Annotated in this window: 22 protein-coding genes and 1 pseudogene; 13 read left to right on the forward strand and 10 right to left on the reverse strand. The window is 71.8% G+C overall.

Annotated features, from left to right (window positions below; genetic code table 11):
- Window positions 1-125: 125 nt before the first annotated feature.
- Window positions 126-752 carry an HAD family acid phosphatase gene (locus ACXJMZ_RS23445; RefSeq protein ID WP_457032018.1) on the reverse strand — a complete coding sequence of 209 codons (627 nt, stop codon included), beginning with the start codon at window positions 750-752 and terminating at the stop codon, window positions 126-128.
- 164 nt (window positions 753-916) lie between these two features.
- Between ACXJMZ_RS23445 and ACXJMZ_RS23450 the strand changes: the two genes are divergently transcribed.
- Window positions 917-1,543, forward strand: coding sequence for a TetR/AcrR family transcriptional regulator C-terminal domain-containing protein (locus ACXJMZ_RS23450; RefSeq protein ID WP_457032019.1), 627 nt, complete (start codon window positions 917-919; stop codon window positions 1,541-1,543).
- Between the two features lie 7 nt (window positions 1,544-1,550).
- Here the strand turns inward: ACXJMZ_RS23450 and ACXJMZ_RS23455 are convergent, their stop codons facing one another.
- Window positions 1,551-3,536, reverse strand: a complete 1,986-nt coding sequence (locus tag ACXJMZ_RS23455; RefSeq protein ID WP_457032020.1) for a serine/threonine-protein kinase — start codon at window positions 3,534-3,536, stop codon at window positions 1,551-1,553.
- A gap of 118 nt (window positions 3,537-3,654) precedes the next feature.
- Here ACXJMZ_RS23455 and ACXJMZ_RS23460 point away from each other — a divergent pair, with 118 nt between their 5' ends.
- Entirely contained in the window at window positions 3,655-5,145 is a 1,491-nt protein-coding gene (locus ACXJMZ_RS23460; protein ID WP_457032021.1) for a hypothetical protein, read from the forward strand.
- Window positions 5,146-5,235: 90 nt separating this feature from the next.
- A pseudogene (locus ACXJMZ_RS23465) lies at window positions 5,236-6,245 on the forward strand (acyl-CoA dehydrogenase family protein).
- A gap of 2 nt (window positions 6,246-6,247) precedes the next feature.
- Here the strand turns inward: ACXJMZ_RS23465 and ACXJMZ_RS23470 are convergent.
- Window positions 6,248-6,721, reverse strand: a complete 474-nt coding sequence (locus tag ACXJMZ_RS23470; RefSeq protein ID WP_457032022.1) for a hypothetical protein — start codon at window positions 6,719-6,721, stop codon at window positions 6,248-6,250.
- 149 nt (window positions 6,722-6,870) lie between these two features.
- Here ACXJMZ_RS23470 and ACXJMZ_RS23475 point away from each other — a divergent pair, with 149 nt between their 5' ends.
- Entirely contained in the window at window positions 6,871-7,437 is a 567-nt protein-coding gene (locus ACXJMZ_RS23475) for a hypothetical protein (RefSeq protein ID WP_457032023.1), read from the forward strand.
- Between the two features lie 2 nt (window positions 7,438-7,439).
- Here ACXJMZ_RS23475 and ACXJMZ_RS23480 read toward each other — a convergent pair whose 3' ends face one another.
- Together ACXJMZ_RS23480 and ACXJMZ_RS23485 are read right to left on the reverse strand one after the other, a co-directional pair.
- Complete coding sequence (locus ACXJMZ_RS23480) at window positions 7,440-8,504, reverse strand: LCP family protein (RefSeq protein WP_457032024.1); 1,065 nt, start codon at window positions 8,502-8,504, stop codon at window positions 7,440-7,442.
- Window positions 8,505-8,591: 87 nt separating this feature from the next.
- A complete protein-coding gene (locus ACXJMZ_RS23485; protein WP_457032025.1) occupies window positions 8,592-9,965 on the reverse strand; it encodes an LCP family protein in 1,374 nt (457 codons plus the stop codon).
- A gap of 322 nt (window positions 9,966-10,287) precedes the next feature.
- On the opposite strand from ACXJMZ_RS23485, the gene ssuE reads away from it, so the two are divergent.
- From ssuE to ACXJMZ_RS23500, 3 genes are all read left to right on the forward strand, one after another.
- Window positions 10,288-10,842, forward strand: a complete 555-nt coding sequence (gene ssuE, locus ACXJMZ_RS23490) for an NADPH-dependent FMN reductase (protein ID WP_457032026.1) — start codon at window positions 10,288-10,290, stop codon at window positions 10,840-10,842.
- A gap of 259 nt (window positions 10,843-11,101) precedes the next feature.
- On the forward strand, window positions 11,102-11,890 hold the full coding sequence (locus ACXJMZ_RS23495) for an ABC transporter ATP-binding protein (protein WP_057232546.1): 789 nt from the start codon (window positions 11,102-11,104) through the stop codon (window positions 11,888-11,890).
- Window positions 11,891-11,907: 17 nt separating this feature from the next.
- A complete protein-coding gene (locus ACXJMZ_RS23500) occupies window positions 11,908-14,472 on the forward strand; it encodes an ABC transporter permease (RefSeq protein ID WP_457032027.1) in 2,565 nt (854 codons plus the stop codon).
- Window positions 14,473-14,546: 74 nt separating this feature from the next.
- On the opposite strand, the gene ACXJMZ_RS23505 is transcribed toward ACXJMZ_RS23500, so the two are convergent.
- Both ACXJMZ_RS23505 and ACXJMZ_RS23510 read right to left on the reverse strand, forming a co-directional pair.
- Window positions 14,547-15,338: a VOC family protein gene (locus ACXJMZ_RS23505; protein ID WP_457032028.1), complete on the reverse strand. Its 792-nt coding sequence runs from the start codon at window positions 15,336-15,338 to the stop codon at window positions 14,547-14,549.
- 127 nt (window positions 15,339-15,465) lie between these two features.
- On the reverse strand, window positions 15,466-16,029 hold the full coding sequence (locus ACXJMZ_RS23510) for an EF-hand domain-containing protein (protein ID WP_457032029.1): 564 nt from the start codon (window positions 16,027-16,029) through the stop codon (window positions 15,466-15,468).
- 151 nt (window positions 16,030-16,180) lie between these two features.
- Between ACXJMZ_RS23510 and ACXJMZ_RS23515 the strand changes: the two genes are divergently transcribed.
- Both ACXJMZ_RS23515 and ACXJMZ_RS23520 read left to right on the forward strand, forming a co-directional pair.
- Entirely contained in the window at window positions 16,181-16,726 is a 546-nt protein-coding gene (locus ACXJMZ_RS23515) for a Uma2 family endonuclease (RefSeq protein ID WP_457032030.1), read from the forward strand.
- 45 nt (window positions 16,727-16,771) lie between these two features.
- On the forward strand, window positions 16,772-18,625 hold the full coding sequence (locus ACXJMZ_RS23520) for a hypothetical protein (protein WP_457032031.1): 1,854 nt from the start codon (window positions 16,772-16,774) through the stop codon (window positions 18,623-18,625).
- 22 nt (window positions 18,626-18,647) lie between these two features.
- Here ACXJMZ_RS23520 and ACXJMZ_RS23525 read toward each other — a convergent pair whose 3' ends face one another.
- Both ACXJMZ_RS23525 and ACXJMZ_RS23530 read right to left on the reverse strand, forming a co-directional pair.
- Complete coding sequence (locus ACXJMZ_RS23525; protein ID WP_457032032.1) at window positions 18,648-20,012, reverse strand: serine hydrolase domain-containing protein; 1,365 nt, start codon at window positions 20,010-20,012, stop codon at window positions 18,648-18,650.
- Window positions 20,013-20,131: 119 nt separating this feature from the next.
- Window positions 20,132-21,598 (reverse strand): LCP family protein, encoded by a 1,467-nt coding sequence (locus ACXJMZ_RS23530; RefSeq protein WP_457032033.1) that lies wholly within the window; start codon window positions 21,596-21,598, stop codon window positions 20,132-20,134.
- A 153-nt stretch (window positions 21,599-21,751) separates the two neighbouring features.
- Between ACXJMZ_RS23530 and ACXJMZ_RS23535 the strand changes: the two genes are divergently transcribed.
- Both ACXJMZ_RS23535 and ACXJMZ_RS23540 read left to right on the forward strand, forming a co-directional pair.
- On the forward strand, window positions 21,752-22,792 hold the full coding sequence (locus tag ACXJMZ_RS23535; RefSeq protein ID WP_457032034.1) for a glycosyltransferase family 2 protein: 1,041 nt from the start codon (window positions 21,752-21,754) through the stop codon (window positions 22,790-22,792).
- A 37-nt stretch (window positions 22,793-22,829) separates the two neighbouring features.
- On the forward strand, window positions 22,830-23,432 hold the full coding sequence (locus ACXJMZ_RS23540) for an acyltransferase (RefSeq protein WP_457032035.1): 603 nt from the start codon (window positions 22,830-22,832) through the stop codon (window positions 23,430-23,432).
- Between the two features lie 18 nt (window positions 23,433-23,450).
- Here the strand turns inward: ACXJMZ_RS23540 and ACXJMZ_RS23545 are convergent, their stop codons facing one another.
- A complete protein-coding gene (locus tag ACXJMZ_RS23545) occupies window positions 23,451-24,497 on the reverse strand; it encodes a peptidoglycan recognition protein family protein (RefSeq protein ID WP_457032036.1) in 1,047 nt (348 codons plus the stop codon).
- A 101-nt stretch (window positions 24,498-24,598) separates the two neighbouring features.
- Between ACXJMZ_RS23545 and ACXJMZ_RS23550 the strand changes: the two genes are divergently transcribed.
- Both ACXJMZ_RS23550 and ACXJMZ_RS23555 read left to right on the forward strand, forming a co-directional pair.
- Complete coding sequence (locus ACXJMZ_RS23550; RefSeq protein ID WP_457032037.1) at window positions 24,599-25,390, forward strand: TIGR03089 family protein; 792 nt, start codon at window positions 24,599-24,601, stop codon at window positions 25,388-25,390.
- A gap of 37 nt (window positions 25,391-25,427) precedes the next feature.
- A complete protein-coding gene (locus ACXJMZ_RS23555; protein ID WP_457032038.1) occupies window positions 25,428-26,708 on the forward strand; it encodes an LCP family glycopolymer transferase in 1,281 nt (426 codons plus the stop codon).
- Window positions 26,709-26,777 lie beyond the last annotated feature (69 nt).

Here is a 26,777-nt window from a genome sequence, read left to right on the forward strand (position 1 = left end):
GGTGGGGTGCGTGCCTCGGCGGTGCCGAGGAGGGAGTCCATGCGGAGCATCGGCGACCGACGAGAAGCCGGCGAGGTGCGTGCCCCGGCGCCGCGACGCCGCCCACCCCCCAATTGCCGGTCGGCCTAAGAGAGCAGGCCGTCGTAGTCCGGCAGCTTGAAGGTCTGCTCGGCGTGGCCGCCGTTCAGGTCGGTCCAGTTGTTGCCGACGCTGGCGATGACCGTGTAGCCCTCGTTCTCGACCTTGATCCGCTGCTCGGTCTTGTACTGCTGGACCGGCTTGAAGAGGTCGCACAGGTCGCGCCCGCGCAGCTCGTCCACGGTGTAGCCGGCCTTCTCCAGGCTGTACCGGGTGACCGGCGCGATGAAGTCCACCCTCGCGGTGACGAAGATGACCGCGACCCCGTGCGCGTGGGCGTACTGCGCCAGCTCAACGACCGGCGCCATGCCCGGCATCGTGAACGGGTGGAAGTGCGTGGCGAGGGTGGTGTTGTCGATGTCGAACACGATCGCGGGCTTCTCGCCCGTGGGCCGCTCCGTGCGCTGTTCGACGTACGCGCGGGCCGGCGCGATCGCGGCGCTGACATCGGCCAGCCACTGGGCCTCGGTCACCGCGGCGCCGATCGCGGGGGCGACGGCGGGGGCGACGGCCGGCGCCTGCGCCGGGGTGGCGGCAACCGCCGGGGCGGCGAGGCCGGTGGAGATCGCGGCAGTCAGGGCCGCGGCGGCAACGAGCTTTGCCCTGGTACTCATATCGGGGACGTGGCCTTTCATCTGAGGGGCCGTCAGTCGCAGATCGCGCCCGCACCGGCCCTAAAACTAGAGTCCGTAGTTTTACCTGGGCGAGAACGTACACTAGTTGACACCGTCGACCAATACCCGGGGGTAACAAGAAGCAGGCGAGAGGACGAACTCAGATGGGCAGGCCGCCAAGGCCACTGCTGACCCGGGACGGGATCATGCGAGCCGCGCTCGCACTGGTCGACGAGGAGGGCACCGGCTCACTCGCCACCACCCGGATCGCCGCCCGACTGGGCGTCAAGGGACCGTCGCTCTACAACCACGTCTCCAGCCGGGACGAGATCATCGACGGCATCGGCGACCTGATCGTCGCCGAGATGGACCTCGACCCGACCGTCCGCCCGTGGACCGCCGCCCTGGACAGCTGGGCCCGCTCGTACCGCTCCGCACTCGCCGCCCACCCGAACATGGTGCCGCTGCTGGCCGGCCGACCGACCCGGTCCGTCGCCGCCCTGCAGGGCTACGCCTGTACGTTCGCCGTACTGCGGGAGGCGGGCTGGCCGGAGGAGCTCGTGCTCCCGGTGGTCCAGGCCGTCGAGTACCTCCTGATCGGCTCAGCACTCCACCTCGACCGCCCGCACGCCGCGGCCTGGACCCCCGAAACCCTGCCGCCCGGGCTCGAACCGCTGCTCAACGCCCCGTCCGACTTCCGCGAGCGGGCCTTCGAAACCGGCCTCGCCGCCCTGATCCGCAGCTTCCAGGAGACCCTGAACGACCTCCGGGCCCCCCACGGCGTCCGCTGACCCATCGTCAGTCCGGACTGCCCCGGCGGTGGGCGGCGAGGCCCTCGGCGATCGACCGGGCCAGTTCTGCCTGGCCCGTGTAGTGCGCTGTCCGGGGCGAGATCCGGGTCGACTCCGCGAGGTCGTCGGTCCAGACGGCACGGACCGGTGCCCGGGCGAGGGTACGGCCGTCGCCCGCCGGGGGGAGCAGGACGACGGCGAGCTCGGCCGCCTGGAGTTCGTCCCCGGGGCGGCCGGCCGGTACCTCGATCAGCACGTGGTACTCACGGGACCCGTTGCCGGGCACGTCGACCGCGTACTCGAGGGCGCCGGGACCGACTGGTTGCCCACGGTCCGTCAGGTCCTCCACCGCCGGTGCGACCTGCTTGAGGAACCGCACCCGCGCGCCCGTCGGCACGGTGATCCGCAACGCGAGGTTGCGGGCGTACGGCCGGCGGGTGGCGTCGATGACCGAGGCCAGTTCGCGGGCCAGGCTCGCCTCCGCCGTGGGCGCGGCCGGGGCGGCCACGATGCCCAAGGTGCCGGACAGCGCGCTGGTGACCGATCGGATCTGGCTCACCGACCAGTCGTTGCCGATGCCGCGTGCGTGGCAGGAGAAGCGCCCGACGGAGGAGGCGAGGGCCGCCGCGAGGTCGTCGGGGGTCTCGGCCGTGGCCTCCAGGTCGGTCAGCAGGATCGCGGTGCGCACCGTGTCGGCGTGCGCGGTGAACAACCGGTCCGCCAGCCGGATCCAGCGTCCGAGCGCCGCCGATCCGACCGGTTCGAGCCGGGTCAGTGCGGCGCGCGCCTCGGCCTTGGTCACCGCGTTCGCCCGGACCAGGCGCATGGTGTCGGGATAGAGCATCCGCGCGTACTCCGAGCCGGCCACCACCGCGAACGCGACACCTTCGTCCAGCCCGTCGACGGCGTCGGCGACACCCTGACCGACGGCCCGGAAGTCCGCTGCGGGCAGCCCGCTGGAGAGGCCGAGCAGGAAGACCAGCGACCGCGGCGCCGCTGCCGCCAGGTCCTCGGGGCGGGCCGCCGACCCGCTGACGGTCACGATGGCATTGACCTCGGTGGCGTCCGGCGGCAGGAACTCGTTCTGGTTCACGGCGATGGCGAGTTCCGGCTGCTCGGTGCCGACCGTCTTCGCAGGGGCGAGGGCCGGAGCGGGGGCCGGGACCGTGTGGTGTCGAGGTCGGCCGAGATCCCTGAGCTGCTCCGCGACGACGCCCGCGTACCCGGGCCGGGCGTCGGGCTGCTTGCTGAGCAACGCCGCCACGAGCCGCTCCAGCTCGTCCGGGATGCCCGGGCGGCGCGAGGCCAGCAGCGGTGGCGGGGTGTGGAGGTGATCCAGCATCACGACCCACTGGTCCCCGTACGGGGAGAACGGCGGACTCCCGGTGAGCAGGGCGAACAGCACACACCCTAGGGCGTACAGATCGGCCCGCCCGTCCAGCTGATCCCGCCGGCACTGCTCCGGGGCCATGTAGGCGGGTGTGCCCAGCAGCGTGCCCTCCTGGGTGAGGTCGGAGTCGGCCCGGATGAACCCGGCCAGCCCGAAGTCGCACACCTTGACCCGGCTGCCGGGGAGCAGCATCAGGTTGGCGGGCTTGATGTCGCGGTGCACGATGCTCGCCCGGTGCGCGTGCGACAGCGCGTCGGCGACCTGCGCGGCCAGCTCCACCGCCTGGTCGACCGGCAGTCCGGAGGTCCGTTCCTTGAGCACCGCGCCCAGGTCCCGCCCGTCGAGCAACTCCATCACCAGGTAGAGCTGCCCGTCCTGGGCCCCGCTGTCGAAGACCTGGGTGATGCCCGGGTGCTTGAGCTGTGCGGTGACCCTGGCCTCGCGGCGGAATCTCTCCCGGACCCGGTGCTCCTCGGCCGACCGGGGAGGCAGGAACTTGATCGCGACCTGGCGGTCCAGCCGGGGATCGTACGCCCGCCAGACCTCGCCCATGCCGCCCCGCCCGAGCAGCGCGACCAGCCGGTACCGGCCGTCGATGTCCATCCCGGCAGCGTTCAAGATCCCCCGCATTCCGCCCGCCCCAGACTCCGCCGTATCACTGTAGTGCGCTCCTGAGGCGGCGTCGGAGCACACTGTCGGGCCGCCCCCTTACCGTATCCGGATGACCTCTGAGACGCAGTCCGTGAACTCGCCGCAGGATCTGCTGGAGCGGTGGATCGGCGACCTGCCGCACCAACTGCTGCTCCTGGAGCAGGTGTTGCTTCCCGGCGCGGTCACCTTCGACTACTCCCCCGGGTCGCTGGACGCCCTGGAGCGGCAGCTGTTGGAGCGCCACGACGCCGAGCAGCACCGGGAGTTGGCCGAGGCCGCGACGGCCTATCTCGGCGAGGTCCTGCTTGGTGTCGCGGGCGGCGCCTGGGGCTGGCACACCCGGCCGGTCGGCGAGCGGCCGGGACAGCCGGTGGTCCGGCCGGACCAGGAGCTGGAACTCTCGCCCATCGCACCGATGTTGCTGATCTCGTACGCCCTCCGGGTCCGCACCGGGACGGCCTTCGCCGAGGAGGTCGAGCGACTGCGGCAGGCCGTTGCGGAGCGGCGGCAGGAGGTGCCGGACTGGCAGCCGGTCAAGGAGCACACGCCGGGGGTGGACCCCGGCGTGCCGCTGCCGGAGCACCCGGCACTGACGGCCTGGCTGGCCGAGCGACGGGAGGCGCTCCCCGCCTGGGCCGGGGAGGCGTTCGGCGGGGCGTGGCGGTGGAACCTCCACCCCGAGACCCTGGACTGGCTGGAGACCGTGCTGCGCCAACGGTTCGCCACGGTGCAGGAGTTCGACGCCGCGCGGGAGGAACCGTTCGTCCAGGGCGCCTGCTGGTACCTGGGCGAGGTGATCCGGCGGAACAGGGGGGCGGTGTGGCAGTACGTCCCGTTCGATCCGGCCGCCGGGCCCGGGGCGCCCAACTCGTCGCAGGAGAGCGGGTGGACCGGGGTGCCGTTCGTGGACCAGCCGGCGAAGCGGGGCGGCGGCGCGGCGGTCCCGTCGGTGTGTCTGCGTGAACTGTTCGACGGGGAGCGGAAGGACAGCCTGCGGGACCTGCTGTCCTGGTTCCGGCCGACCTCGTACGCCCACGTGGGGGCGCTGCTCCGGCGGATGGGCATGGTCTCCCCGGAGAAGGTCGACAGCGTCCTGACGGACTACGCCGACTTCGCGCACAACGACCTGCCGCCGAACGAAGTGGCCGACGCGCTCCAGGCGTTCGGGGTGGCGATCTCGGCCCACGCGGACGATGTCGACGATCTGGAGGAGAGTTACGCGGGCATCCTGGCAGCGGCCGCAGAACTCACCGACGGCGCGGTGACCATCACCGACGTCCGGCTGCGTGAGGACGAGGAGTACGACGAGGTCCTGGAGTTCGCCCGCAACGGCGTCCTGGTGACCCAGCCGACCGAGCACCAGTCGGACGAGTACCTCGACCACCTGGCGATCATGGAGTTCATCGGCCACGTCGATCCCGATCCCGACGCCGACCCGCGCCGGTTCCACCATGTCAACTTCGTGCGGCAGCCGAACGGCGTCTACGAGACCTACTTCGTCTTCGCCACGCCCGAGCAGGCCGCCGACCTGGTGCGGGAGCTCGGCGTGGAGCTGCGCTGAAGGCACTCGGTGCCTCGGGGCTGGCCGAGATGGCACAGAGTGTGGTCTATTAGGGGAACTTGGTTCCCTATCGCTCTGGAGCGCCGCGCCATGGACAAGGTGTTCGATCTCTTCCGGCTTTCCGAGGAGCACGAGATGCTCCGGGAGGCGGTGCGGTCGCTGGCGGAGGCGAAGATCGCTCCGTTCGCGGCGGAGGTGGACGAGCAGGGCCGGTTCCCGCAGGAGGCGCTGGACGCGCTGCAGGCCAACGACCTGCACTGTCCGGCTCGGAGGAGCTGAAGGCCAAGTACCTGGGTGCGCTGGCCCGCGGCGAGGGCATGTTCTCGTACTGCCTGTCGGAGCCGGACGCGGGTTCGGACGCGGCGGGGATGAAGACCCGCGCGGTGCGCGACGGTGACTTCTGGGTGCTCAACGGCGTGAAGCGCTGGATCACCAACGCGGGTGTCTCGGAGTTCTACACGGTGCTCGCCGTCACCGACCCGGAGCTGCGCACSAAGGGCATCTCGGCGTTCGTGGTGGAGAAGGGCGAYGCGGGCGTCTCGTTCGGTGCGCCGGAGAAGAAGCTCGGCATCAAGGGCTCGCCSACCCGCGAGGTCTACTTCGACAACGTCCGGATCCCGGCSGACCGSATGATCGGCGCGGAGGGCACCGGTTTCGCCACCGCGATGAAGACCCTGGACCACACCCGGGTCACCATCGCCGCCCAGGCGGTGGGCATCGCCCAGGGCGCGCTGGACTACGCCAAGGGCTACGTCCAGGAGCGCAAGCAGTTCGGCAAGCCGATCGGCGACTTCCAGGGYGTGCAGTTCATGCTCGCCGACATGGCGATGAAGCTGGAGGCGGCCCGCCAGCTCACCTACGCCGCCGCCGCCAAGTCCCAGCGCACCGACGCCGACCTGACCTTCTTCGGCGCCGCCGCCAAGTGCTTCGCCTCCGACGCCGCGATGGAGATCACCATCGACGCCGTCCAGCTGCTCGGTGGTTACGGCTACACCCGTGACTACCCGCTGGAGCGGATGATGCGCGACGCCAAGATCACCCAGATCTACGAGGGCACCAACCAGATCCAGCGCATCGTGATGGCCCGYAACCTCCCGTAGCGTCAGCTGCCGTACCGGACCCCGTCGGTGTGACCGGCGGGGTCCTCGCGCATCCCGATCCGGCGGGCCGGGATGCCGGCCCAGATCTCGTTCGGCCCGGTGGAGGTGGTCAGGACGGCGTTGGCGCCGACGATGGTGCCCGCACCGACGGTGAGGATGCCGGTCTTACAGACGATCTTGGCGCCCGCGCAGACCAGCACACCGTCCTCCAGCACGACCCGGCGCATCGCGCTGCGCTGCTGCGGTACCCAGGGATCGGCCCGGCCGATGGTGACGCCGTTGTAGAGGGTGACGTCCGCGCCGAGGGTGGTGTACGGGTGCAGCACGGTGCCGAAGCCACGGTGGAAGACCCGCAGTCCGGGGCCGATCTCGGCGGCGGCCGGCACCTCCATCCCGTACAGCGCGAGGGCCTCCTGCACCAGGCGGCCCAACAGGCGGCTGCGGCGGCGGTAGATGAGTGCGGTCACCAGCGACATGGAGCACATTGTGGCGGTTCCGGTGCTGACGGCGGGTCAGCGGCGCGACATTGTCCTGGTGCTGTCACAGCGGGGCGCGAGCGGTAACCCGGTGGGGCCAGCGCTACGTGTGCAGGTTGACCTTGTCTTTCGTCCTGGGGGAACCAGCCATGAACGCTCGCCACCTGCCCGTTGCCACCGCCGTCCTCGCCACCGCCGTGCTGGCCCTGACCGCCTGCGGGCCGAAGGACCCGGCGCCCGCGACCGGGCCTTCGCTGACGGCCAGTGCCTCCCCCTCCGTCACCGCAACCGTGAAGCCGACTGCCTCGGCCTCCAGGAGCGCGACCAAAGCGGGTGCCACCCCGGCGGACTGCAAGGCCGACGCGGCCCAGGTCGGCCGGGTGATCGAGGCCGCTGAGGTCGGGTACGCCACCCATGTCTGGATGAAGGCCAAGGAGACCAAGTTCGTCTGCGGCCCGGATGTCCCGGGGGAGAGCTACTTCGAGGGGACCGGGGCGGTGAAGGTGTTCGAGTTCAGCAACGAGGTCAAGACCTACGTGCTCGCCGACCTGAAGGAGAAGCAGATCCCGCTGAACGACTTCATGGCCCGCGCGGAGCTCTGCCTGACGAACCGGACCGCGGTGCAGCCGCCGTACAACTGCTACGGCAACCAGTTCACCGTCACGGTGGACCAGGCCGGCAAGATCAGCACGATCCACCAGATGTACCGCCCCTGAGCTCAGGACGGTGCGGGCACCGGCTGGTCGTTCTGGATCCGCCCGAACAGCTGGTTGGAGGCGTCCGGGGCCCAGAGGATCGAGGACCCGGCCGGGGTCTGGTAGTTCTGGTCGGCGATCGGCACCGTGACGGTCCGGCCGTCGGAGCCCGCCACCTTGTCCATCTGCAGCCCGAACTGCGCCAGCGTCCAGAGCGAGCTGCCCTGGTCCACCGTCAGGGCACCGAGGGCGGCGCTCAGGAACGGGTACAGGACGAACGGGTTGAGCAGGGTGGACGGGCTGAGCACCTCCTCGGCCAGCGCCTGCAGGAAGGCCTGCTGGTTGGCGATCCGGCTCAGGTCGGAGTCGGGCAGCGAGTAGCGGGTGCGGACCAGTTGGAGGGCCTGGGTGCCGTTCAGGGTCTGGCAGCCGGCCGGCAGGTTCGCGCCCGACTTCGCGTCGACCACCGGCTGGTCCAGGCACATGTCCACGCCGCCGAGGGAGTCGACGATGCTCACGATGCCGGTGAAGCCGACCTCGACGTAGTGGTCGATCCGGATGCCGGTGTTCTGCTCCACGGTCTGCACCAGCAGCTGCGGGCCGCCCTGGGCGTAGGCCGCGTTGATCTTGTTCTTGCCGTGGCCCGGGATCGGCACGTAGCTGTCGCGCGGGATGCTCATCAGCACCGGGCCGTTGTCGCCCCGGTGCAGCACCATGATGGTGTCGGTGTTGAGCCCCGACTCGCCGCCGACGTGCAGGTCCTGCTCCTGCTGCTCGGTCAGCCCGGCCCGGCTGTCCGAGCCGATCAGCAGCCAGTTGGTGCCGGGCCCGTCACCCGGGCGGCCGGACCAGTCGGCGATCGCGTCCACGTGCTGGATCTTCCGGTCGGCCCAGACGTAGGTGCCGACCGCGCCGCCGACCAGGGCCAGCACCAGCAGCCCGACGGTCCAGCGGATGCAGCGCCACCAGTTCCGGCGCCGCCGGGGCGGCTTGGCGGCCGGGGCCCCGCGCGGGTTCAGCGAGGGTGGCAGCGGGGGTTCGGAGCCGTACGTCCCCGGGGTGCCGCCGGACCGGCCAGTGCTGCTCATGCTTCCAGAGTGGGCGAGCGGCGCCCGGACGGCCGCCCCGTATGGGCCGTCCGGGTGAACAGGTCTGACGACTGCTCAGATCTGACGCTACTTCACATCCGGCACCGCGCTGTCGCTTCTGAAAGCGTCGAAGACCTGCTTGGCCTTGGTGGTGTCCCACTTCACCGCGGACTCGCCGGTGGGGGTGCGGAAGTCGGGGTTGGCGATCGGCACGGTCATCGACTTCCCGTCGCCGCTCGAGACCGAGCGCATCGCCAGGAAGAGCGAGCCGAGGTCGCTGAGCCCGGCGTCGTCGTCCACGATCAGGGTGCCCAGACCCGAGCTGACCATCGGGTAGAAGGTGAACGGGTTCAGCAGGGTGCCCGGCGAGGCGGCCTGGTTGGCCAGCGCGGAGAGGAACTTCTGCTGGTTGCGCATCCGGCCCAGGTCCTGGTCGGCCATCTGGTGCCGCTGCCGGACGAAGGCCAGCGACTCCTTGCCGCTCAGCGACTGGCAGCCCGCCTTGAGGTTGAGCCCCGAGTCCTTGTCGGCGATCGGCTTGTCGATGCACATGTCCACGCCGCCGACCGAGTCCACGATCCCGACGAAGCCGGCGAAGCCGATCTCGGCGTAGTGGTCGATCCGGATGCCGGTGTTGTGCTCGACGGTCTGCACCAGCAGCTTGCCGCCGCCGGTGTTGAAGGCCGCGTTGATCTTCGTGGTGGCGGCCGGGACGGTCTTGCCGCTCCCGTTGGTGTTGGGGTGCGCCGGGATCTGCACCCAGGAGTCGCGCGGGATGCTCATCAGGGTGTTCCCGTTGTCCCCGATGTGCAGCAGCATCATCGAGTCGCTGCGCTTGCCCACGGCGGAACCGGTGTGCAGCGCGTCCTCGTCGGCATCGGACAGACCCTGCCGGCTGTCCGAGCCGACGATCAGCCAGTTGGTGCCCTTCCCGGCGGGCGGTCTGCCGTCGTACGAGACCAGCACGTTCTCGTGGTTGAGCTGGGAACCGGCCCAGAAGTAGGTGCCGACGGCGGTCACCATCAGCGCCGCCAGCGTGCCGTAGATGCCGTATTTGATCTTCCGGCTGCGCGGCCAGCGCGCGTTGCCCGGGCGCGGTGCGGTGGGCGGTGCGGTGGGCGGTGCGCCGGGCGGAGCGGTGGGCGGCTGCGCCGGACCGGGCGGTATCGGGGCACCGGGGGTACGCGGCGGGGCGCCCGGGCCACGGGGGTTGAGCTCCGGCGGCAGACCCGGCTGGGGGCCGTTCGCCTGTGCCGGTACGGGCTGCGCGACCGGAGCGGCCGGCTGCGGCTGCTGCGGGGGTACGCGGTGGGGCGCCGGAGCGCCGGGGCCGCGCGGGTTCAGCCCGGGCGGCAGCGGGGGCTCGTCCCGGTACGGGTTCGGCCCGCCCTCGGAGCCGTACGACCCGTACGCCCCACCGCCACTACCGCCGCCCGGGCGGTCCTCCTGCCACGTGTTCATGTGGGAGAGAATGCCCGAAACCACGGCCGCGCACCGCAGTGGGGTCTCCCACCAGGGCCCTTGTAACAGAGTTGATGCACGTCCCGGACCGGTCGGCCGTAAGTTCACGAGGTGGAACGAACCTTGACCCGTTCGAACGCCGCGTGGTCCCATGACGGCCATGGAGCAGCAACGGATTCTCACGCGGAGGCGGCACGTCGACCTGCTGCGCGTGTCCTGCTCCCTCTGTAGTGGCTGACCGCTCGCCACCTCTGCTCCCTCCCCTTTCTCGCGCACCGTCGCGCGGTCAGCCCTGCCCGCTTCCACATCCCTGGGGTGCCTCATGGCCACCGTCCTGTCCGTCTCCGGCTCGCCCTCCGCCACCTCCCGCACCACCCGCCTGCTGCGCCACGTCGACGCCCGGCTGACCGGGCACGGCCACCGGGTGATCCCGCTGGAGGTGCGCAGCCTGCCGCCGGCCGCGCTGCTCTCCGCCGACACCAGCGACCCCCGACTCGCCCGCGCCATCGAGCTGTTCGCCGAGGCGGACGGCGTGGTGATCGGCACCCCGGTCTACAAGGCCGCGTACTCGGGACTGCTGAAGACCCTGCTGGACGTGCTGCCGCAGTACGCGCTCGCCGGAAAGACGGTGCTGCCGCTGGCCACCGGCGGCTCGACCGCGCACGTGCTGGCGGTGGACTACGCGCTGCGGCCGGTGCTCTCCTCGATGGGGGCCGGGCACATCACCCAGGGCTGGTTCGTGCTGGACCGTCACATCAGCACCAGGGAGGACGGCTCGACGCTGGTCGAGCGGGAGGCCGAGGCCCAGCTCACGCCGGTGGTGGACGCCTTCGCGACCGCGCTGGTCCGGCAGGGCGAGCCGGTACTGATCGGCTGATCCCTGAGACGCCTGGCGGGAACCCCTAGGGGGAGGGGGCCCGCAGCCCGTACATCGGTCGTTGGTCGGCTTCCTCCCGGCGGATGACGATCCGTTCGGCCGGCGCTCCTAACGTGGTTCTTACCTCGCCACTCCACTCAGCACCACCTGGAGGGTGGGGGCAGCCCCAGGAAGAAGACGGCAGACCGCACCATGTCCCCGGACGGGTGCGCTGCGAAATCCTGGAGCCGACGGGTGGACCACAAACGAGGAGAATCCAGTGACGACGGCAGCCAGCGCCGTGAAGGACCAGCAGCTTTCCGGCGGCCCCGAGGCCCCGGCCGCGGCCGCGCGGCAGGTGACCAAGGCGTACGGCGCGGGGGAGACCCGGGTCACCGCCCTCGACGCCGTCGACGTGGACATCCACCGTGGCCGGTTCACCGCGATCATGGGGCCCTCGGGCTCGGGCAAGTCCACCCTGATGCACTGCCTGGCCGGGCTCGACACCGTCTCGGAGGGCCGGATCTGGATCGGTGACACCGAGATCACCGGCCTGAAGGACCGTCAGCTCACCAAGCTGCGCCGGGACAAGATCGGCTTCATCTTCCAGTCCTTCAACCTGCTCCCCACGCTGAACGCGCTGGAGAACATCACGCTCCCGATGGACATCGCCGGCCGCAAGCCCGACGCCGCCTGGCTGGACACGGTGGTCTCCACCGTCGGCCTGGCCGACCGCCTCAAGCACCGGCCGACCCAGCTCTCCGGTGGCCAGCAGCAGCGCGTCGCGGTGGCCCGGGCGCTGGCCGCCCGCCCCGAGATCATCTTCGGCGACGAGCCCACCGGCAACCTCGACTCCCGCTCCGGCTCCGAGGTGCTCACCTTCCTCCGCCGCTCGGTCGACGAGCTGGGCCAGACCATCGTGATGGTCACCCACGACCCGGTCGCCGCCTCCTACGCCGACCGCGTGCTGTTCCTGGCGGACGGCCGCCTGGTGGACGAGATGCACGCCCCGACCGCCGACTCCGTCCTCGAGCGCATGCGTCGCTTCGACGGCAAGCGCACCAGCTGAGACGGGGTCAGAAACCAATGCTGCTCAAGACGTCACTACGGAGCTTCGTCGCCCACAAGGGGCGGATGGCGCTCTCGCTCATCGCTGTGGTCCTCTCGGTCGCGTTCGTCTCCGGCACCCTGGTGTTCTCCAACACCGCGACCGCCACCTTCGACAAGCTCTTCGCCACCACCGCCTCCGACATCTCGGTCCGGCAGGCCGCCCCCGAGGGCGACGACGACCAGGACAACGCTCGCGGCAAGCCCCATACCGTCCCGGTCGAGACCGAGCAGAAGATCGCCGCCCTGCCGGGCGTGAAGTCGGCACGCGGCGAGGTCTCGGTCCAGAACGCGGTGCTGACCAACCCGCTGACCAACAAGGCGGTCGGCCCGACCACCGGTGCCCCGACCATCACCGGTTCCTGGCACGACAACCAGAACATGCTGAAGATCACCTCGGGCAAGGCCCCGGCCGGCCCGAGCCAGATCGTGCTGGACGCCGACACGGCCAAGAAGGCCGGCCTCGGGATCGGCAGCAAGCTGCGGGCGATCACAGTCAGCGGCGACCACGACTTCACCATCTCCGGCATCGCCACCTTCCAGACCACCAACCCCGGTGCGGCGCTGGCCTTCCTGGACCTGCCGACCGCCCAGCAGGACCTGCTGGGCAAGACCGCGTTCAGCACGGTCGAGGTGACGGGCGACGGCTCGAAGAGCAACGACGAGCTGAAGGCCGCCGCGCTGGCCGCGATGGGCGACGGGTACCGGGTCATGACCGCCGCGGAGCAGAAGGCCGCCGGCCAGGCCGACATGAGCTTCCTCGACTACATGAAGTACGCGATGCTCGGCTTCGCCGGGATCTCGCTGCTGGTCGGCGGGTTCCTGATCATCAACACCTTCTCGATGCTGGTCGCCCAGCGCACCCGGGAGATCGGCCTGCTGCGGGCCATCGGCGGCAGCCGCAGCCAGGTGAACCGCTCGGTGCTGGTGGAGGCGCTGATCCTCGGTGTGCTCGGCTCCACCCTCGGCCTGCTGGCCGGGATCGGTCTGGCGATCGGCCTGATCCAGCTGATGAAGGCCACCGGGATGAACCTCTCCTCGGCCGACCTGGAGATCGGTGCCAGCGTGCCGATCGCCTCGTACGCGGTGGGCGTGGTGATCACGGTGCTGGCCGCCTGGATCCCGGCCCGCCGGGCGTCCCGGATCTCGCCGATGGCCGCCCTGCGCGACCACGGCACACCCGCCGAGGCCAAGGCCAACCGCATCCGGGCCGCGATCGGGCTGCTGCTCAGCGGTGGCGGCGCAGCGGTGCTGGTCACGGCGGCCGGCTCCTCGACCGCCTCGGTCGGCGGGCAACTGCTGGGCCTGGGCGTGACGTTGAGCCTGGTCGGCCTGGTGGTGCTCGGGCCGCTGCTGTCCACCGGCGTGATCCGGGTGCTCGGGGCGGTGCTGCCCGCGCTGTTCGGCCCGTCCGGCAAGCTGGCGCAGCGCAACGCCACCCGTAACCCGCGCCGCACCGGTGCCACCGCCGCCGCGCTGATGATCGGTCTGGCGCTGGTCACCGGGGCCTCGGTGGTCACCTCCTCGATGGTCTCCTCGGCCAACGAGATGATCGACCAGTCCGTCGGTGCCGACTTCGTGGTCGCCACCCAGCGCGGCGAGCTCACTCCGCCGATGGTGGCGGCCGCTCAGGGCGTCCAGGGCCTCAAGCACCTGACGCTGCAGAAGTCACTCCCGGTCGAGTACGTCACCGCCGACGGCAAGCGCAGCAAGGAGGAGCTGGCGGCCGCCACGAAGACCTTCGTCGACGACTTCAGGATCCCGGCCGAGTCCGGGTCGGCGCAGGCCGCCTTCGAGGTCGGTGGGGTGGCGGTCGGCAGCGAGTTCGCCAAGGAGCACGGCCTCAGGACGGGCGACCGGATCACGGCCGACTACGGCCAGGGTCGCACCCAGGAGCTCACGGTCGGGCTGATCATCAAGGCCAACAGCGACATGTTCCAGGGGACTTTCGCCAACCTGGAGACGGTCACCAAGGCCGTCCCGGTGGCGGAGCAGCCGGCTGACAAGGCGATGTTCGCCGTGGTCGCCGACGGCGCCGACTCGGCGAAGGTGCTGGCCGCGCTGGAGGACTCCCTCAAGGCGTACCCGCAGCTGATGATCACCGACAAGGCGGGCTACAAGGACATCATCCAGAGCCAGGTCAACACCCTGCTCTACATGGTCTACGGCCTGCTCGGCCTGGCGATCGTGGTCGCGGTCCTGGGCGTGGTCAACACCCTCGCCCTCTCGGTGGTCGAGCGGACCAGGGAGATCGGTCTGCTCCGCGCGATCGGGCTGTCCCGCCGTCAGCTCCGCCGGATGATCCGCCTGGAGTCCGTGGTGATCGCCATCTTCGGCGCACTGCTCGGCACCGGCCTCGGCCTCGCCTGGGGCGTCACCTCCCAGCAGGTGCTGGCGGATTCGGGGGTCGGCCTGCTGACCGTCCCGGTCACCACCATCGTGGTGATCCTGCTCGCCTCCGCCGTGATCGGCCTGCTGGCCGCCCTCCTCCCGGCCTTCCGGGCCGGCCGGATGAACGTCCTGGCGGCCATCGCCACCGACTGACGCACCGCCAGGCAGTACGAGGGAGGGGCCGCCCACGGGGGTGCGGCCCCTCCCTCGTATGTCCGTCGCGAGCGTCACATCTGCGGGTCGGGCCGCAGCAGGGCGAACACCGCGCCGAAGGGGTCCGCGAGCCAGGCGATCCGGCCGACCTCCGGCACGTCCGCCGCGGGCATCAGCACGGACCCGCCGTTGGCCTGCGCCGTCGCGACCGTGGCGTCGACGTCCTGCGCGTGGAAGTACGGCACCCAGCGGGGGCGCTCGACCCCGCCGCTCACGCCGCCGTCCGTCGGTGCGACCCCGCCGAAGGAAGCCTCCTGTTGGTCGCCGTCCCTGACGCTCAGCACCCGGTAGGTCATGCCGGGCGCCGGCATCTCCTGGCTGCGCCAGCCGAACAGGCCCTGGTAGAAGGTGATGTCCGCGACCGGGTCGGGTACGTGCAGCTCAGCCCAGAGCAGCGTGTTCGGGGCCGAGGTGAGCTCCAGCCCGGCGGTCTTCCCCGGCTGCCAGAGGGCGAACTCGGCGCCCTGCGGGTCGGTGGCCTGGGCCAGCCAGCCCTCGCCCATGACGTCCATCGGCTCCGTCCGGACGGCGCCGCCACCGGCCGTGACGGCGGCGACGGTGGTCTGGATGTCCTCCGCCTTGAAGTGGATCATCCAGGCGGAGCTGGCCCCTTCCTCGGTGAGCGGCCCGAGGGCGGCGACGGTCTTCCCGTCGACCTGGAAGAAGCCGTACCCACCGGCCTCGGGCCCGGCGGAGACGAACGACCAGCCGAAGACGGAGCGGTAGAACGCGGCGGCTGAGTCGGTGTCAGGGCTACCGAGGTCGAGCCAGTTGGGCGAACCCGAACTGAAGTCTGTGCCGAGCATGAGGAGTCCTCCAGGACGTCGGTCGATCGGACTGAGGGCAACGATGCCGACCCCGCCCGAAGCAGGCCACTCGCGACGGCCTGGTTCACCCGTTCGGCTTGCCCACCCCCTCAACCGCCGGCCGGCCTCAGTTGAGGGCGTCCCCGAAGAGGTGGTTGCCCACCTGATCCGGGTCGGTGCTGGTGTAGAACCCGCGGAACGCCGACAGCACCTCCGCCTCGGAGAGCACCCCGTTCCGGTCGGTGTCCAGCTTCTCGAAGGCGAACCGGGCCGCCGCCTCGGAGGACCCGAACGCCCGCTGGAAGTCCCAGAACTCGGCCGCCGAGATCGCCCCGTCGTCGTTCCGGTCCATCAGCCGGAACACCGCCAGCGCCATCGGCCGCAGCACGTCGTCGAACGCCCCCGGCGCCTCCGCCAGCAGCCGCATCCCGGCCCGGTACTCGTGCCGCTGGATCTTCCGGTCCCGGTTGGTGTCCAGATCCGCGACCAGTGCGCGCCACCACCCCTGAGACGCCGTCAGCATCGCGACCGCCTTCGGCGAGCCGAAGTCCTCGCCCGCAGCGGCGATCGTCCGAGCGGCGAGCCCAAGCACGTCCGAGGCGTCGATGATGCCGTTCCGGTCCAGGTCGACCTGGCCGAAGCAGAGGTCGATCTTCCGGTCGAGCGCGTCGGGGCTGGCTGCGATGGTCATACGGTATTCCTTCGTCCTGGGCCGGTTGCGTGAGCGAGCCTAGGGAGCGGCAGCAACCGGCGGCAACAGGCGCCGCACCGGAAGTACCAATCGGCAGTCGATCAGGAAATACGGCCGGGCTGTGCGCGGTCTCGCCGACTACATTGCGGCCATGAACCCCGAGCGCTTCGCCCTCCTCGAAGAGGTCCGCAGGAGCCTGCCCGACGGGTTCAAGGCCGAACTCTCCGGCGACACCATCGTCATGACGGCCAGTCCGTCCGGTATCCACCAACGGAACCTCCTGACGGTCCGTCGCCAGTTCGACGCCCACACCCTGGTCGGGCTGCTGCCGAGCGAGAACACCGACCTCGTCTCGCCCAAGGTCGGCAAGAGCCGGAACCCGGACCTGACCTACCTTCCGGAAGGCGTCCTGGAGACCACCGACAACCAGGTCCCCGCCGGAGCGGCGGCGATCGCGGTCGAGCTGGTCTCACCCTCCAACCCCGAGAACGACTGGGTGGGCAAGGTCCGGGACTACCCGCTGATGGGGATTCCGCTCTACCTGCTGGTCGATGCCCGCCAGAAGACCGTCACGCTGTTCAGCCGCCCGGACGGCACGAAGTACCACCGCCGGGAGGACGTGGACTTCGGCGAGACCGTCCGCATTCCCGCGCCCTTCGACTTCGATCTGGTCACCACCGGCCTGCTGCCGTACTGAGGGGCTGTCCATCCCGGTTCATGTGCTGGTGAGATCATCTGCCGCATGTCCCGTACCGACCCGCCGTTGCCGTCCGGCGTGCCCTTCACCGCCGACGCGGCCGACCGGTGGCGTGCCGCCCGTACCGCGCACCGGTGGGACAGCCGATGGCTGGTGCTGCTTCCGGTCGGGCTCTGCCTGTTCGCGATGGTCAGTGCCGGGCTCCCCGCCGTCTGCAGCCCGGTCCAGCCGTGCGAGCAGAACTGGGTCGAGGACCTGGTGGCCGTCGCGCTGCTGGCCGAGGCGCTGGTGCTGCTGGCCCGGCCCCGGGGGCAGGTGCTCGTCCCGTACGCGCTGCTGCCGATGGTCTGGTACCTGCCCGAGGGGCTGCCCGACGGGCCGAGCCGCTGGGTGGTGCTGCTCGGGCAGGTGCTGCTGGCCTGGCTGCTGACGGTCGTCGAGGCCGGCCGCCGCCGGGCGCGGCAGCAACTCGTGGACCTGATGGGGCCCGAGGTCCCGTACCCGTGGACGGCGGCGGGCGGGCCGTCCCCGTTCGCGACGGAACCGGTCCGGCCGACCGGGCGCCGGGTGCTGGGGTGGCTGCTGCTGGGAACGGCCGCACTGCTGCTCGGCCTCGGGCTGTACCGGCAGGCCGTCAGCGACGAACGGGCCGCCGGGGCCCAACCGGTGCAGGGCACCGTGCTCTCCTCGGACGACGTCGGCGACACCACGCTCAGGTACCGGCTGCCGGACGAAACCGCCGACCGCTCGGCCGAGTTGGAGGTCTGGTGGGACGTCACCCCGCAGCAGGGCGACACCCTGCCGCTGCTGGCCGACCAGGACGGCTGGGTCCGGCTCGCGGGTGACCCGTACGACCCGACGGTCTGGGTGATGGCCGCGACGTTGACCGGCGGGTTCGGGCTGATCGTGCTGGCCTCCGCCGCCCGGGCGGTCCGGACCAGGCGCGGCTTCGACCGGTCGGGGGCTCCGGCGCTCCGAGTGCTGGTCCAGCAGGAAGAGAGCGGCGAGCAGGTCGGGCCGCTGTCCGGAGCTCCGCTCTGGCAGCTGAACGCAAACGAGATCTACAGCTGGCACGAGGGGGTCTGGGCACACGGCGCGGTGGTGGAGCACGACGAGGACGACGAGGACCTCGTGCCTCCGGTCGGCCCGGTCGAGGCCCTGCTCTACCAAGGACCTGACGGGCCGTCCGCCCAACTGCTGGTCCGGCCCTGGAAGGCCGGGGACTCCCAGGACGTCGGCTGGCCTCCGGTGGACTGGCTGGCCGTGCTCTGCACACCGGACGCCCGGCCGCTGGACCAGTGGGCGACCGCTGCCGCCGCCGCGCCGACGCCCGCCGACAGCGCGCTCGCTCCCGCCGGGCCGGTGCAGGCCGGGCAGTGGGAGATGCCCGCGCCGCTGCGGCTGGCGATCGGGCCGGTCGCCGCGCTGCTGTTCGGCGCGCTGGTGCTGATGCGCTCGGCGGACGGCTGGTGGACCGGGCTGCTGCACCCCGCGCTGTTCGGCGGGTTCGGGGTCGCCGGAGCGGTGGCCGCGTTCGGCTGGCAGGCCGTGCTCGACCGGCGGGGGCTGTCGGTGACGAACGGGCTGACGCACCGTCGGGCGGACTGGGCCGACATCGCCGGCGCCGAGGCGAAGCGGGGCCAGGTGACCGTCCGGCTCCGCAGTGGCGGGGAGTTCTCGGTCGGCAGCCGGCCGGCCCACTGGTTCGGGCTGGGCGGCTACAACGCCGAACAGGTGGCCGAAGCGGTCACCCGGGCCGCCCGCTTCGAGACCGACCGCCCCACGACCGAGGGGACCGGCCTGCTGCCCACGCCCCACCTGCTGGTCAACCGGCTGGCCCTGGCGGCGTACCTGCTGCTCACGGTCGTGATCTTCGTGAACGCCCGGGGCTGGTTCTAGGGGCCGGCTGGTATCCGTCCGGTCAGGGCAGGCCGATCCAGCCGTCGGGGTGGGCGCCACCGGGTGTCGGACCGTCGCCGGGGTAGGGCTCGCGGGTGAGGAGGAAGGCGCCGAGGTCGAGGTGGGTGACGGTGCCCGTTCCGTCGCGCTGCAGGCGAAGGGTCTCGCCGTCCCACGGACCACTGATCGCGGACCAGGCACCGTCCGGTTCGGGTTGAAGGGTTGTGGGCTCCCCGGTGGCGGCGGCGAGTTCGAGGCTGCGGCCGGCGCGCAGGTGCAGGGTGAAGGCGGTCGTGCCCCAGTACCAGTGGCCGGTCAGTGCGAGTAGTTCCGGGTCGGCCTCGGGGAGTGGACGCCAGGGTTCGGGGATGCGCGGTTCATGCGTGTGGACGATCCGCAGCAGATCCTTGACCACCGTGTCGAGGCCGCCGGGGTAGGTGCTGCTGTTGGTCAGGGCGACACCGGCCAGGCCCTCGGCCGGCGCCAGCAGGAGCGCAGCGCGGAAGCCGGGCACCGACCCGCTGTGGCCGGCGAAGAAGAGGCCGTGGCCGTGGGAGAGTTCGAGGCCCAGCCCGTAGCCGGAGCCGCCGGCAGCGGCGGTGCCGATGCGTCGCATCTCCGCCAAGGCTCCGGCGTCGAGGACCTTCTCGTCGCCCACCGCCAGGAAGTTCGCCCAGCGGACCAGGTCGGCCAGGGTCGACCAGTACTGCCCGGCCGGTGCCATGAGGCCGCTGTCCTCGGCGAGTTCGGCGCGCATCAGGTCCGCCCACGGGTGCACCGCCCAGCCCCCGGCGGCGGGTGCCTGGGCCGTGCGGGTGGTCCGGGTCATGCCGAGCGGCTGCAACACCTCGGCCTCCAGCACCTCGTCCCACGGCTTGCCACGGTGTCGCTCGACGACCGCGCCGAGCAGGGCGTAGCCGACGTTGGAGTAGTGGTGCACCCGTCCCGCCGGGTGCACCAGCGGGGGCTGCTGCAGCAGGTCGGCGAGTTCGGAGTGCAGGGTGCGAGGGGTGCCGGCGATCCACGGGCCGGGCTGCTCGGCAGCCAGGCCGGCGGTGTGCGTGAGGAGTTGGGCGATCGTCACCTCGCCGACGGCGCCTGGCAGTTCGGGCAGGTGGCAGTCGAGGCGGTCGGCGAGCGAGAGCAGCCCCTCGGCGCGCAGCCGGAGCACCAGCACGGCGGTGAAGGTCTTGGTGATCGACCCGATCCGGTACTGGACATCCTCGTCGGGCGCGTGCCCGTCCACAGAACTGCGTGCTCCCCACCAGACCTGTTCCCCGTCCCGCACGACGGCGGCGACCATCGACGGCACCCGCCCGTCGGCCTGGGCCGTGGCCAGCCGGTGGAGCAGAGCACGACGGGTCGTTGGCAGCAGATCGGAGTCCATCCGGTGACCGTAAGCCCCCGAATCCCCCTTCACGCCACCGAATTTCGGTTCTACCGAGGCGTCGCCGCATTGGGACAGCCCGGTCGTCCCAGGGCTGAGCTGACCCTGCCGGCGCGGCACTACGGGCAGCTGATCTCGGTGCCGGTGCTGGCGGTGACCGCCTGGGCCTGCGAGGGGGAGGCAGAGGCGGGCGTAGCGGACGGCGAAGCGGCCACGCCGGTGACGCCCGTGTAGTCGGCGCCCGCGACGACCTGCATGGTGGCGCCGAGGCCCGGAGTGGCGACGAGTTCGGCGTACGGGAGCGCGGCGGTGATGGTCTTGACCGACTCGTCCCAGCGCGGGTCGTAGCGGACCACGGTGCGGGTGGTGGAGCCGCCGCCCGCGTTGGAGGGAGCGCCGGTGGTGGCGAAACCGGCCTTGCGGAGGTCGTTGTCCACCCGGGCGCCGAGCCCGACGACGCCCGCGCCGTTGAGCACCTGGACGTGGATCTGACCGGGCGGGACGGTGACCGGGACCGGCGCGGACGAGGCGGCCGGAGCAGCGGCGTCGGCCCGGCCGGTGAGCGGTCGGCCCTCCCGGACGGCCGCGAACAGCGCCTTGGCACCCGCAGCGTCCCAGCGGACCGTCGAACCCCAGCCCTCCACCTGGTAGTTGACGTCACCGACCGGGACGGTGGTGAAGTCCGCCCGGGCGGGGGAGAGGTCCTTGAGCCGGGTGGCCAGCCGGATCAGGTCCTCGGTGGAGAGGTCCTGGTCGGCCTTGACGGACTTGAGCACGGCGTCGGTCACCCGGGTGAGCTTCACCGGGTTGAGCAGGGTGCCGCTGCTGGTGGCCTGGTGCAGCAGCTGGGCCAGGAACTTCTGCTGACGCTGCATCCGCCCCAGGTCCGAACTGCCGTCCAGGTGACGGGCCCGGACGTACTTGAGCGCCCCGGCGCCGTCCAGCCGGGTGGTCCCGGCGGGCAGGTCGAGGCCGGAGTACTCGTCCTTCAGCGGCCGGGAGCTGCAGACCTCGACGCCGCCCAGCGCGTCCACGGTGGAGACGAAGGAGAGGAAGTTGATCTGGAGGTAGTGGTCGATCCGCAGGCCGGTGTTCTGCTCGACGGTGCGGACGGTCAGCGGGGCGCCGCCCATCCCGTACGCCGCGTTGATCTTGCCGTGGCCGTCCGGCACCTGTCTGCCACTGGCGAGGTCCTGGTGGGCCGGGATGGTGACGTAGGAGTCGCGCGGGATGCTGACCACGCTGGCCCGGCCGCCGTCCTCGGCGAGCTGGACGATCATCATGGTGTCGGTGCAGTGGCAGGACTCGCCGCCCGCGTGCAGCACGTTCTTCAGGGTGTCGGCGGGGATGCCCTCGCGGTCGTCGGTGCCGACCACGAGGAAGGTGGTGACCCCGTCGTCGGCGGGCCGGTCCTTGCTCTTGTCGAAGGCGTCCACCCGGCCGATCGCGTCGCCGACACTGTCCAGCAGCGCCCGGCCCCCGCAGGAGGTGGCCAGTACGGCGAGCGAGACGGCGCCCGCCAGCCAGCGACCCCAGCGGCGGCGTGGGGTGCGTACCTGCTTGGGGCGGAGGGCGGTGGACGGCATCTCTCGGATGGTAGGCGGGGGGTCCGACGGCCCGGCGGGGGCGCGCCGACCGGGTACGCCGGACGCCGGGGCGGTCGATGAAACGTTCCTGCGGACTTCGCGCAGCAGACCGAACCTGACAAGGCCAGGCAGCCGCCGGTACGGTTGGCCCCGATGAACACCAAGGCTGCTGAGGAGCTGCCGGCGGTCTCCGTGATCATGCCGGTGCTCAACGAGGAACGTCACCTGCGCACCGCCGTGCGGCACATCCTGGAACAGGAGTACGCGGGCGAGCTGGAGGTGGTGATCGCCCTCGGACCTTCCACCGACCGGACCGACGCGATCGCCGCCGAGCTGGCCGCCGAGGACGACCGGGTGCGTACCGTTCCCAACCCGACCGGCCGCACCCCCGCCGGGCTGAACGCCGCGATCCGGGGCTCGCGTCACCCGATAGTGGTACGGGTCGACGGGCACGGCCTGCTCACGCCCGGGTACGTCGCCACTGCCGTCCGGCTGCTCGGCGAGATGGACGCGGCCAACGTCGGCGGCATCATGCACGCCGAGGGCGAGACCGAGTGGGAGCACGCGGTCGCCGCCGCGATGACCTCCAAGATCGGCGTCGGCAACGCGGCCTTCCACACCGGCGGTCTGGCCGGCCCCGCCGAGACGGTCTACCTCGGGGTGTTCCGCCGCGAGGTGCTGGAGCGGCTGGGCGGCTACAACGAGGAGTTCCTCCGGGCCCAGGACTGGGAGCTGAACTACCGGATCCGCCAGGACGGCGGTCTGATCTGGTTCACCCCCCAGCTCAAGGTGACCTACCGGCCCCGGCCCTCCGTCGGGGCGCTGGCCAAGCAGTACCGGGACTACGGCCGGTGGCGCCGGGTGGTCACCCGCTACCACAAGGGCTCGGTCAACCTGCGCTACCTGGCCCCGCCGGCCGCCCTGCTCGGCGTGCTGGGCGGGCTGGTGCTCGGCGCCGCGCTGCACCCGGTCTTCTTCGTGCTGCCCGGCGGCTACCTGCTCGCCATCGCGGGCGGCTCGCTGTTGGAGGGCCGCGGTCTGGCCCCCAAGGCCAGGATCCAGCTGCCGCTGGCCCTCGCCACCATGCACCTGAGCTGGGGCTTCGGCTTCCTGACCTCCCCGCGCAAGCTGGCCCGCCGGGTGATCGCCAGCACCGCCCCCGAACCGATGCAGCCGGTCACCGACTCCAACTAGCCCACCCGGCATGCCCCGTGGCGCTATCTTCGGCGCCATGGGGAACTCCGTGCGGGTGGAACTGAGCGCCGACGTCGACGAGCGGGCGGTGATCGGGCCCGGCAGTACGGTCTGGCACCTGGCCCAGGTCCGTGAGGACGCCGTGATCGGCGCGGACTGCATCATCGGCCGGGGCGCGTACGTCGGCCCCGGCGTCCGGATCGGCGACCGGGTCAAGCTGCAGAACCATGCCCTGGTCTACGAGCCCGCCGTCCTGGAGGACGGCGTCTTCGTCGGCCCGGCGGCCGTCCTCACCAACGACCTCTACCCGCGCTCGGTCGACCCCGACGGGAAGCTCAAGCGCGGCGACGACTGGCACGCCCAGGGTGTGACGCTCCGTCAGGGCTGCTCGATCGGCGCCCGTGCGGTGCTGGTCGCGGGCGTCACCGTGGGCCGCTGGGCCCTGGTCGCGGCGGGCGCCGTGGTGCACCGGGACGTCCCCGACTTCGCCCTGGTGGCCGGCGTCCCGGCCCGCCGGATCAAGTGGGTCGGCCGCGCGGGCGAACCCCTCACCGACGAGGGCAACGGCCTCTGGCGCTGCCCCCGCACCGGCGGGGGCTACCTGGAGATCAACGGCACCCTGCGTGAGGCCCGGCCGTAGCGACCGCCCGGACCGGCCCTAGCGCCCTTGCAGGTGCGCCGACCACGACCGGATGGCCGGGAGGCGCTGGTAGAGGGTGTTGCCGGGGCACTCGGTGTTGAAGGCGTCGCGGTGGCCGGAGACGGTGCGGAAGGTCGCGCTGGTGCCCTTCTTGAACTTGCTGCCGTCCGAGGCCGAGGTCAGGGTGACCGAGCCGTTGGCGTCCTGGCCGGTCAGGCCGAGCTTCCAGGCGGCGACCTTGGCGATCCCGTCGACCTGGGCCTGCGGGGTGGCGTCGGAGCTGTAGCGGCCGATCGCGGCGACCCCGGCGGTGTCCGTGTTGAAGCCCAGGGTGTGGGCGCCGAGCACGGGCCTGGTCACGCCGCCGGCCCGGCCCTCGTACACGGTGCCGCAGCGGTCCACCAGGAAGTTGTAGCCGATGTCCCGCCAGCCGCTGCTCTTCACGTGGTACTGGTAGATCGCCCGGATCAGCTTGGGCGCGTCCGAGCAGGCGTAGTCGTTGGCGGTGTCGGTGTGGTGCACGAACACCGCCCGGACCGGCCCGGTGTACTCGAAGCCGGGTTCGCGCAGGCCCTCGTCGGCGCCCCAGCCCGAGCGGGTGACGATGCCCGGGCGCGGCCCCTCGTGGTCCACCGCCGGCAGTGACCGGGCGGACGCCCGGCCGGGGTCGACCAGTTCGGCCCGCAGCCCGCGCGGCCGGCTGCCGGTCACCCGGACCGCGACCCCGTCGCTGGGCCCGACCCAGAGCGGCGCGCTGGCACCCCGGCCGGCTCGCTCGGCGCCCTCGGGGTCGGGCCGGTCGTCCGCCTCGACCTCCAGCGGGTGCCAGTCGCTCCACACGCCGGCGACCGAACGGACCTTCACCTGGACGGTGCCGTCGAGCACCGCCCCGGGGTCGTCCCAGCTGACCCCGACCAGCGAGAACGCGGCGGTGTTCCGCTCGGCCAGGCCGCGCTGACTGTCCGTCAGCGGGAAGGTGGTGACGCCCCCGTCGGAGGTCTGGGCGAAGGCGGGTTGCGGGAGCAGCAGCAGGGAGCCGGCAGCGGCGAGCAAGGAGAGGCGCATAGAAGGGATATTGCGGGTAAACCGGACCTGACGCCACGCCAGTTCGTCCGGTTGACCTCCCCTCCCGGGGCGCGGCCGGAGGTCGTAGGCTGGACTGCACCATGACTGCGCCCTTCGCTGCCGACGCCCGCACCCCCGCCGAGCTGCTGCACGCATATCTGCGCGCGGGAGCCCCCGACGCCGATCCGTCCCGCCCCCTGGTCACGTTCTACGACGACGCGACCGGCGAGCGGGTGGAACTCTCCGCCAAGACCTTCGACAACTGGGTGGCCAAGACGGCCAACCTGCTCCAGGACGAGCTGAATGCGGGTCCCGAGACCCGCGCCGCGCTGCTCCTCCCGGCCCACTGGCAGAGCGCCGTCTGGCTGCTCGCCTGCTGGTCGGTCGGGGTGACGGCGGTGCCGGGCGGCAGCCCGGCCGACGCCGACCTGGTGATCAGCGGCCCGGATGGTCTGGACACCGCCAAGGACTGTTCCGGCGAGCGGGTGGCGCTGGCGCTCCGCCCGCTCGGCGGCCGGTTCCCCGAACGCCCCGACGGCTTCCTGGACTACGCCGCCGAGGTGCCGGGCCAGGGCGACCGGTTCGCCCCGTACTCGCCGGTGGACCCGCAGGCCCCCGCGCTGGAGACGCTGGTGGACGGCCTGCCGCTGAAGCTGACGGGGGAACAGACCGTCGCGCTGGCCAGGGAGGGCGCGCTCCGGCTCGGTCTCGAGCCGGGCAGCCGGGTGCTCAGCACCTTCGGCTACGACGACTGGACCGGCCTGGAGGCCGGGCTGCTCGCCCCGCTGGCCGCCGGCGCCTCGGTGGTGCTCTGCCGGAACTCCGGCGAGCTGACCGAGGAGCAGTGGACGAAGCGGATCGAATCCGAACGGGTGACTCTGCGTCTGGGCTGACCCGGGCCAGGTCGTGACCGGGGTAGGCATCCCCGTCATGGCCGAGGACGACGACGACCGCGCACGCCCCCCGACCTCCCCGGGCGGGGGGCGCCGCCGTTTCCTGCTGATCACTGCCGCCGTGCTGGCCTTCTTCCTGCTGGCCGGGGGAGTGCTGGCCTGGATCGGCTACCGGAAGCTGGACGGCAACATCGAGACCGACGCCACCACCGGCCGGCTGCTGGAGCGCGACGCCTCCGACCGGCCCGACCGGGGGCCGTTGGAGGCCGAGAACATCCTGCTGATCGGCAGCGACGACCGCAGCGGGGCGAACGGCGCGTACGGCTACGCGGGCGGGCGCCGCTCGGACACCACGATCCTGCTGCACCTGTCGGCGGACCGGCGGCACGCGACGGCGGTGAGCATCCCGCGGGACGCGATGGTCCGGGTGCCGGCCTGTGAACTCCCGGACGGGACGCGGACCCAGGCCCGCCTCGTGCAGTTCAACTGGGCCTTCGAGGCGGGTGGCCCGGCCTGCACCATCCGTACCGTGGAGCGGCTCAGCGGCATCCGGGTGGACCACCACCTGATCCTGGACTTCACCGGCTTCAAGCGGATGGTGGACGCGGTCGGCGGGGTGGAGGTCTGCGTGCCCCGGGCGATCCACGACAGGGACGCCCAGCTCGACCTGGCCGCCGGGCGGCAGACCCTCGGCGGCGAGCAGGCGCTCGGCTACGTCCGGGTCCGGGAGACCCTGGGCGACGGCAGCGACACCCAGCGGATGGGGCGTCAGCAGCAGTTCCTCGCCTCGCTGATCCGCAAGGTGCAGTCGCAGGGGGTGCTGTTCAACCCGGCCAGGCTGTGGCCGCTGCTGGACGCCGCGACCTCCGCGATCACCGCCGACGAGGGACTGAGCCGGGTCGGCGAGCTCTACGACCTGGCCCAGGACCTGCGCTCGATGCCCACCGAGAACGTGGTCTTCCTGACCACCCCACGTCGTCCCTACCCCGGCAACTGGGACCGGGACCAGCTGGTCCAGCCGCAGACCGACCAGCTGTTCGCCGCCCTCCGGGCGGACCTGGCGGTCACCGTCCAGCCGTACCAGGTCACGCCCTCGCCGTCGCCGTCACCCTCGCCGTCACCTTCCGGCAGGGCCTCCGCCTTCGCCGGGCCGTTCGCTCCGGCGTACACGCCCTGGCCGAGCGCTGTCGGAGCGGAGGACGCCACGGTGGAGACCCCGTCCCCCGACGCCCCGTCACCCTCCGCCGCCCCGCTGCCCACCACCAGCCCCACCCTCGAGGGTCGGACCGCCGACCAGGACTCCTGCGCCATGCACTGACCTTGCACTGACCCCGCCCGGCCGAAATGTGTGGATTCGGTGCGAGGGAGTCGCGAACTTTGCCCGTTT

Source organism: Kitasatospora sp. P5_F3 (genome assembly GCF_054049135.1).

Coding starts and splice junctions, on each gene's coding strand:
- ACXJMZ_RS23445 (WP_457032018.1), bottom strand. CDS start 752: ATGAGTACCAGGGCAAAGCTCGTTGCCGCCGCGGCCCTGACTGCCGCG.
- ACXJMZ_RS23450 (WP_457032019.1), top strand. CDS start 917: ATGGGCAGGCCGCCAAGGCCACTGCTGACCCGGGACGGGATCATGCGA.
- ACXJMZ_RS23455 (WP_457032020.1), bottom strand. CDS start 3,536: ATGGACATCGACGGCCGGTACCGGCTGGTCGCGCTGCTCGGGCGGGGC.
- ACXJMZ_RS23460 (WP_457032021.1), top strand. CDS start 3,655: ATGACCTCTGAGACGCAGTCCGTGAACTCGCCGCAGGATCTGCTGGAG.
- ACXJMZ_RS23470 (WP_457032022.1), bottom strand. CDS start 6,721: ATGTCGCTGGTGACCGCACTCATCTACCGCCGCCGCAGCCGCCTGTTG.
- ACXJMZ_RS23475 (WP_457032023.1), top strand. CDS start 6,871: ATGAACGCTCGCCACCTGCCCGTTGCCACCGCCGTCCTCGCCACCGCC.
- ACXJMZ_RS23480 (WP_457032024.1), bottom strand. CDS start 8,504: ATGAGCAGCACTGGCCGGTCCGGCGGCACCCCGGGGACGTACGGCTCC.
- ACXJMZ_RS23485 (WP_457032025.1), bottom strand. CDS start 9,965: ATGAACACGTGGCAGGAGGACCGCCCGGGCGGCGGTAGTGGCGGTGGG.
- ssuE (WP_457032026.1), top strand. CDS start 10,288: ATGGCCACCGTCCTGTCCGTCTCCGGCTCGCCCTCCGCCACCTCCCGC.
- ACXJMZ_RS23500 (WP_457032027.1), top strand. CDS start 11,908: ATGCTGCTCAAGACGTCACTACGGAGCTTCGTCGCCCACAAGGGGCGG.
- ACXJMZ_RS23505 (WP_457032028.1), bottom strand. CDS start 15,338: ATGCTCGGCACAGACTTCAGTTCGGGTTCGCCCAACTGGCTCGACCTC.
- ACXJMZ_RS23510 (WP_457032029.1), bottom strand. CDS start 16,029: ATGACCATCGCAGCCAGCCCCGACGCGCTCGACCGGAAGATCGACCTC.
- ACXJMZ_RS23515 (WP_457032030.1), top strand. CDS start 16,181: ATGAACCCCGAGCGCTTCGCCCTCCTCGAAGAGGTCCGCAGGAGCCTG.
- ACXJMZ_RS23520 (WP_457032031.1), top strand. CDS start 16,772: ATGTCCCGTACCGACCCGCCGTTGCCGTCCGGCGTGCCCTTCACCGCC.
- ACXJMZ_RS23525 (WP_457032032.1), bottom strand. CDS start 20,012: ATGGACTCCGATCTGCTGCCAACGACCCGTCGTGCTCTGCTCCACCGG.
- ACXJMZ_RS23530 (WP_457032033.1), bottom strand. CDS start 21,598: ATGCCGTCCACCGCCCTCCGCCCCAAGCAGGTACGCACCCCACGCCGC.
- ACXJMZ_RS23535 (WP_457032034.1), top strand. CDS start 21,752: ATGAACACCAAGGCTGCTGAGGAGCTGCCGGCGGTCTCCGTGATCATG.
- ACXJMZ_RS23540 (WP_457032035.1), top strand. CDS start 22,830: ATGGGGAACTCCGTGCGGGTGGAACTGAGCGCCGACGTCGACGAGCGG.
- ACXJMZ_RS23545 (WP_457032036.1), bottom strand. CDS start 24,497: ATGCGCCTCTCCTTGCTCGCCGCTGCCGGCTCCCTGCTGCTGCTCCCG.
- ACXJMZ_RS23550 (WP_457032037.1), top strand. CDS start 24,599: ATGACTGCGCCCTTCGCTGCCGACGCCCGCACCCCCGCCGAGCTGCTG.
- ACXJMZ_RS23555 (WP_457032038.1), top strand. CDS start 25,428: ATGGCCGAGGACGACGACGACCGCGCACGCCCCCCGACCTCCCCGGGC.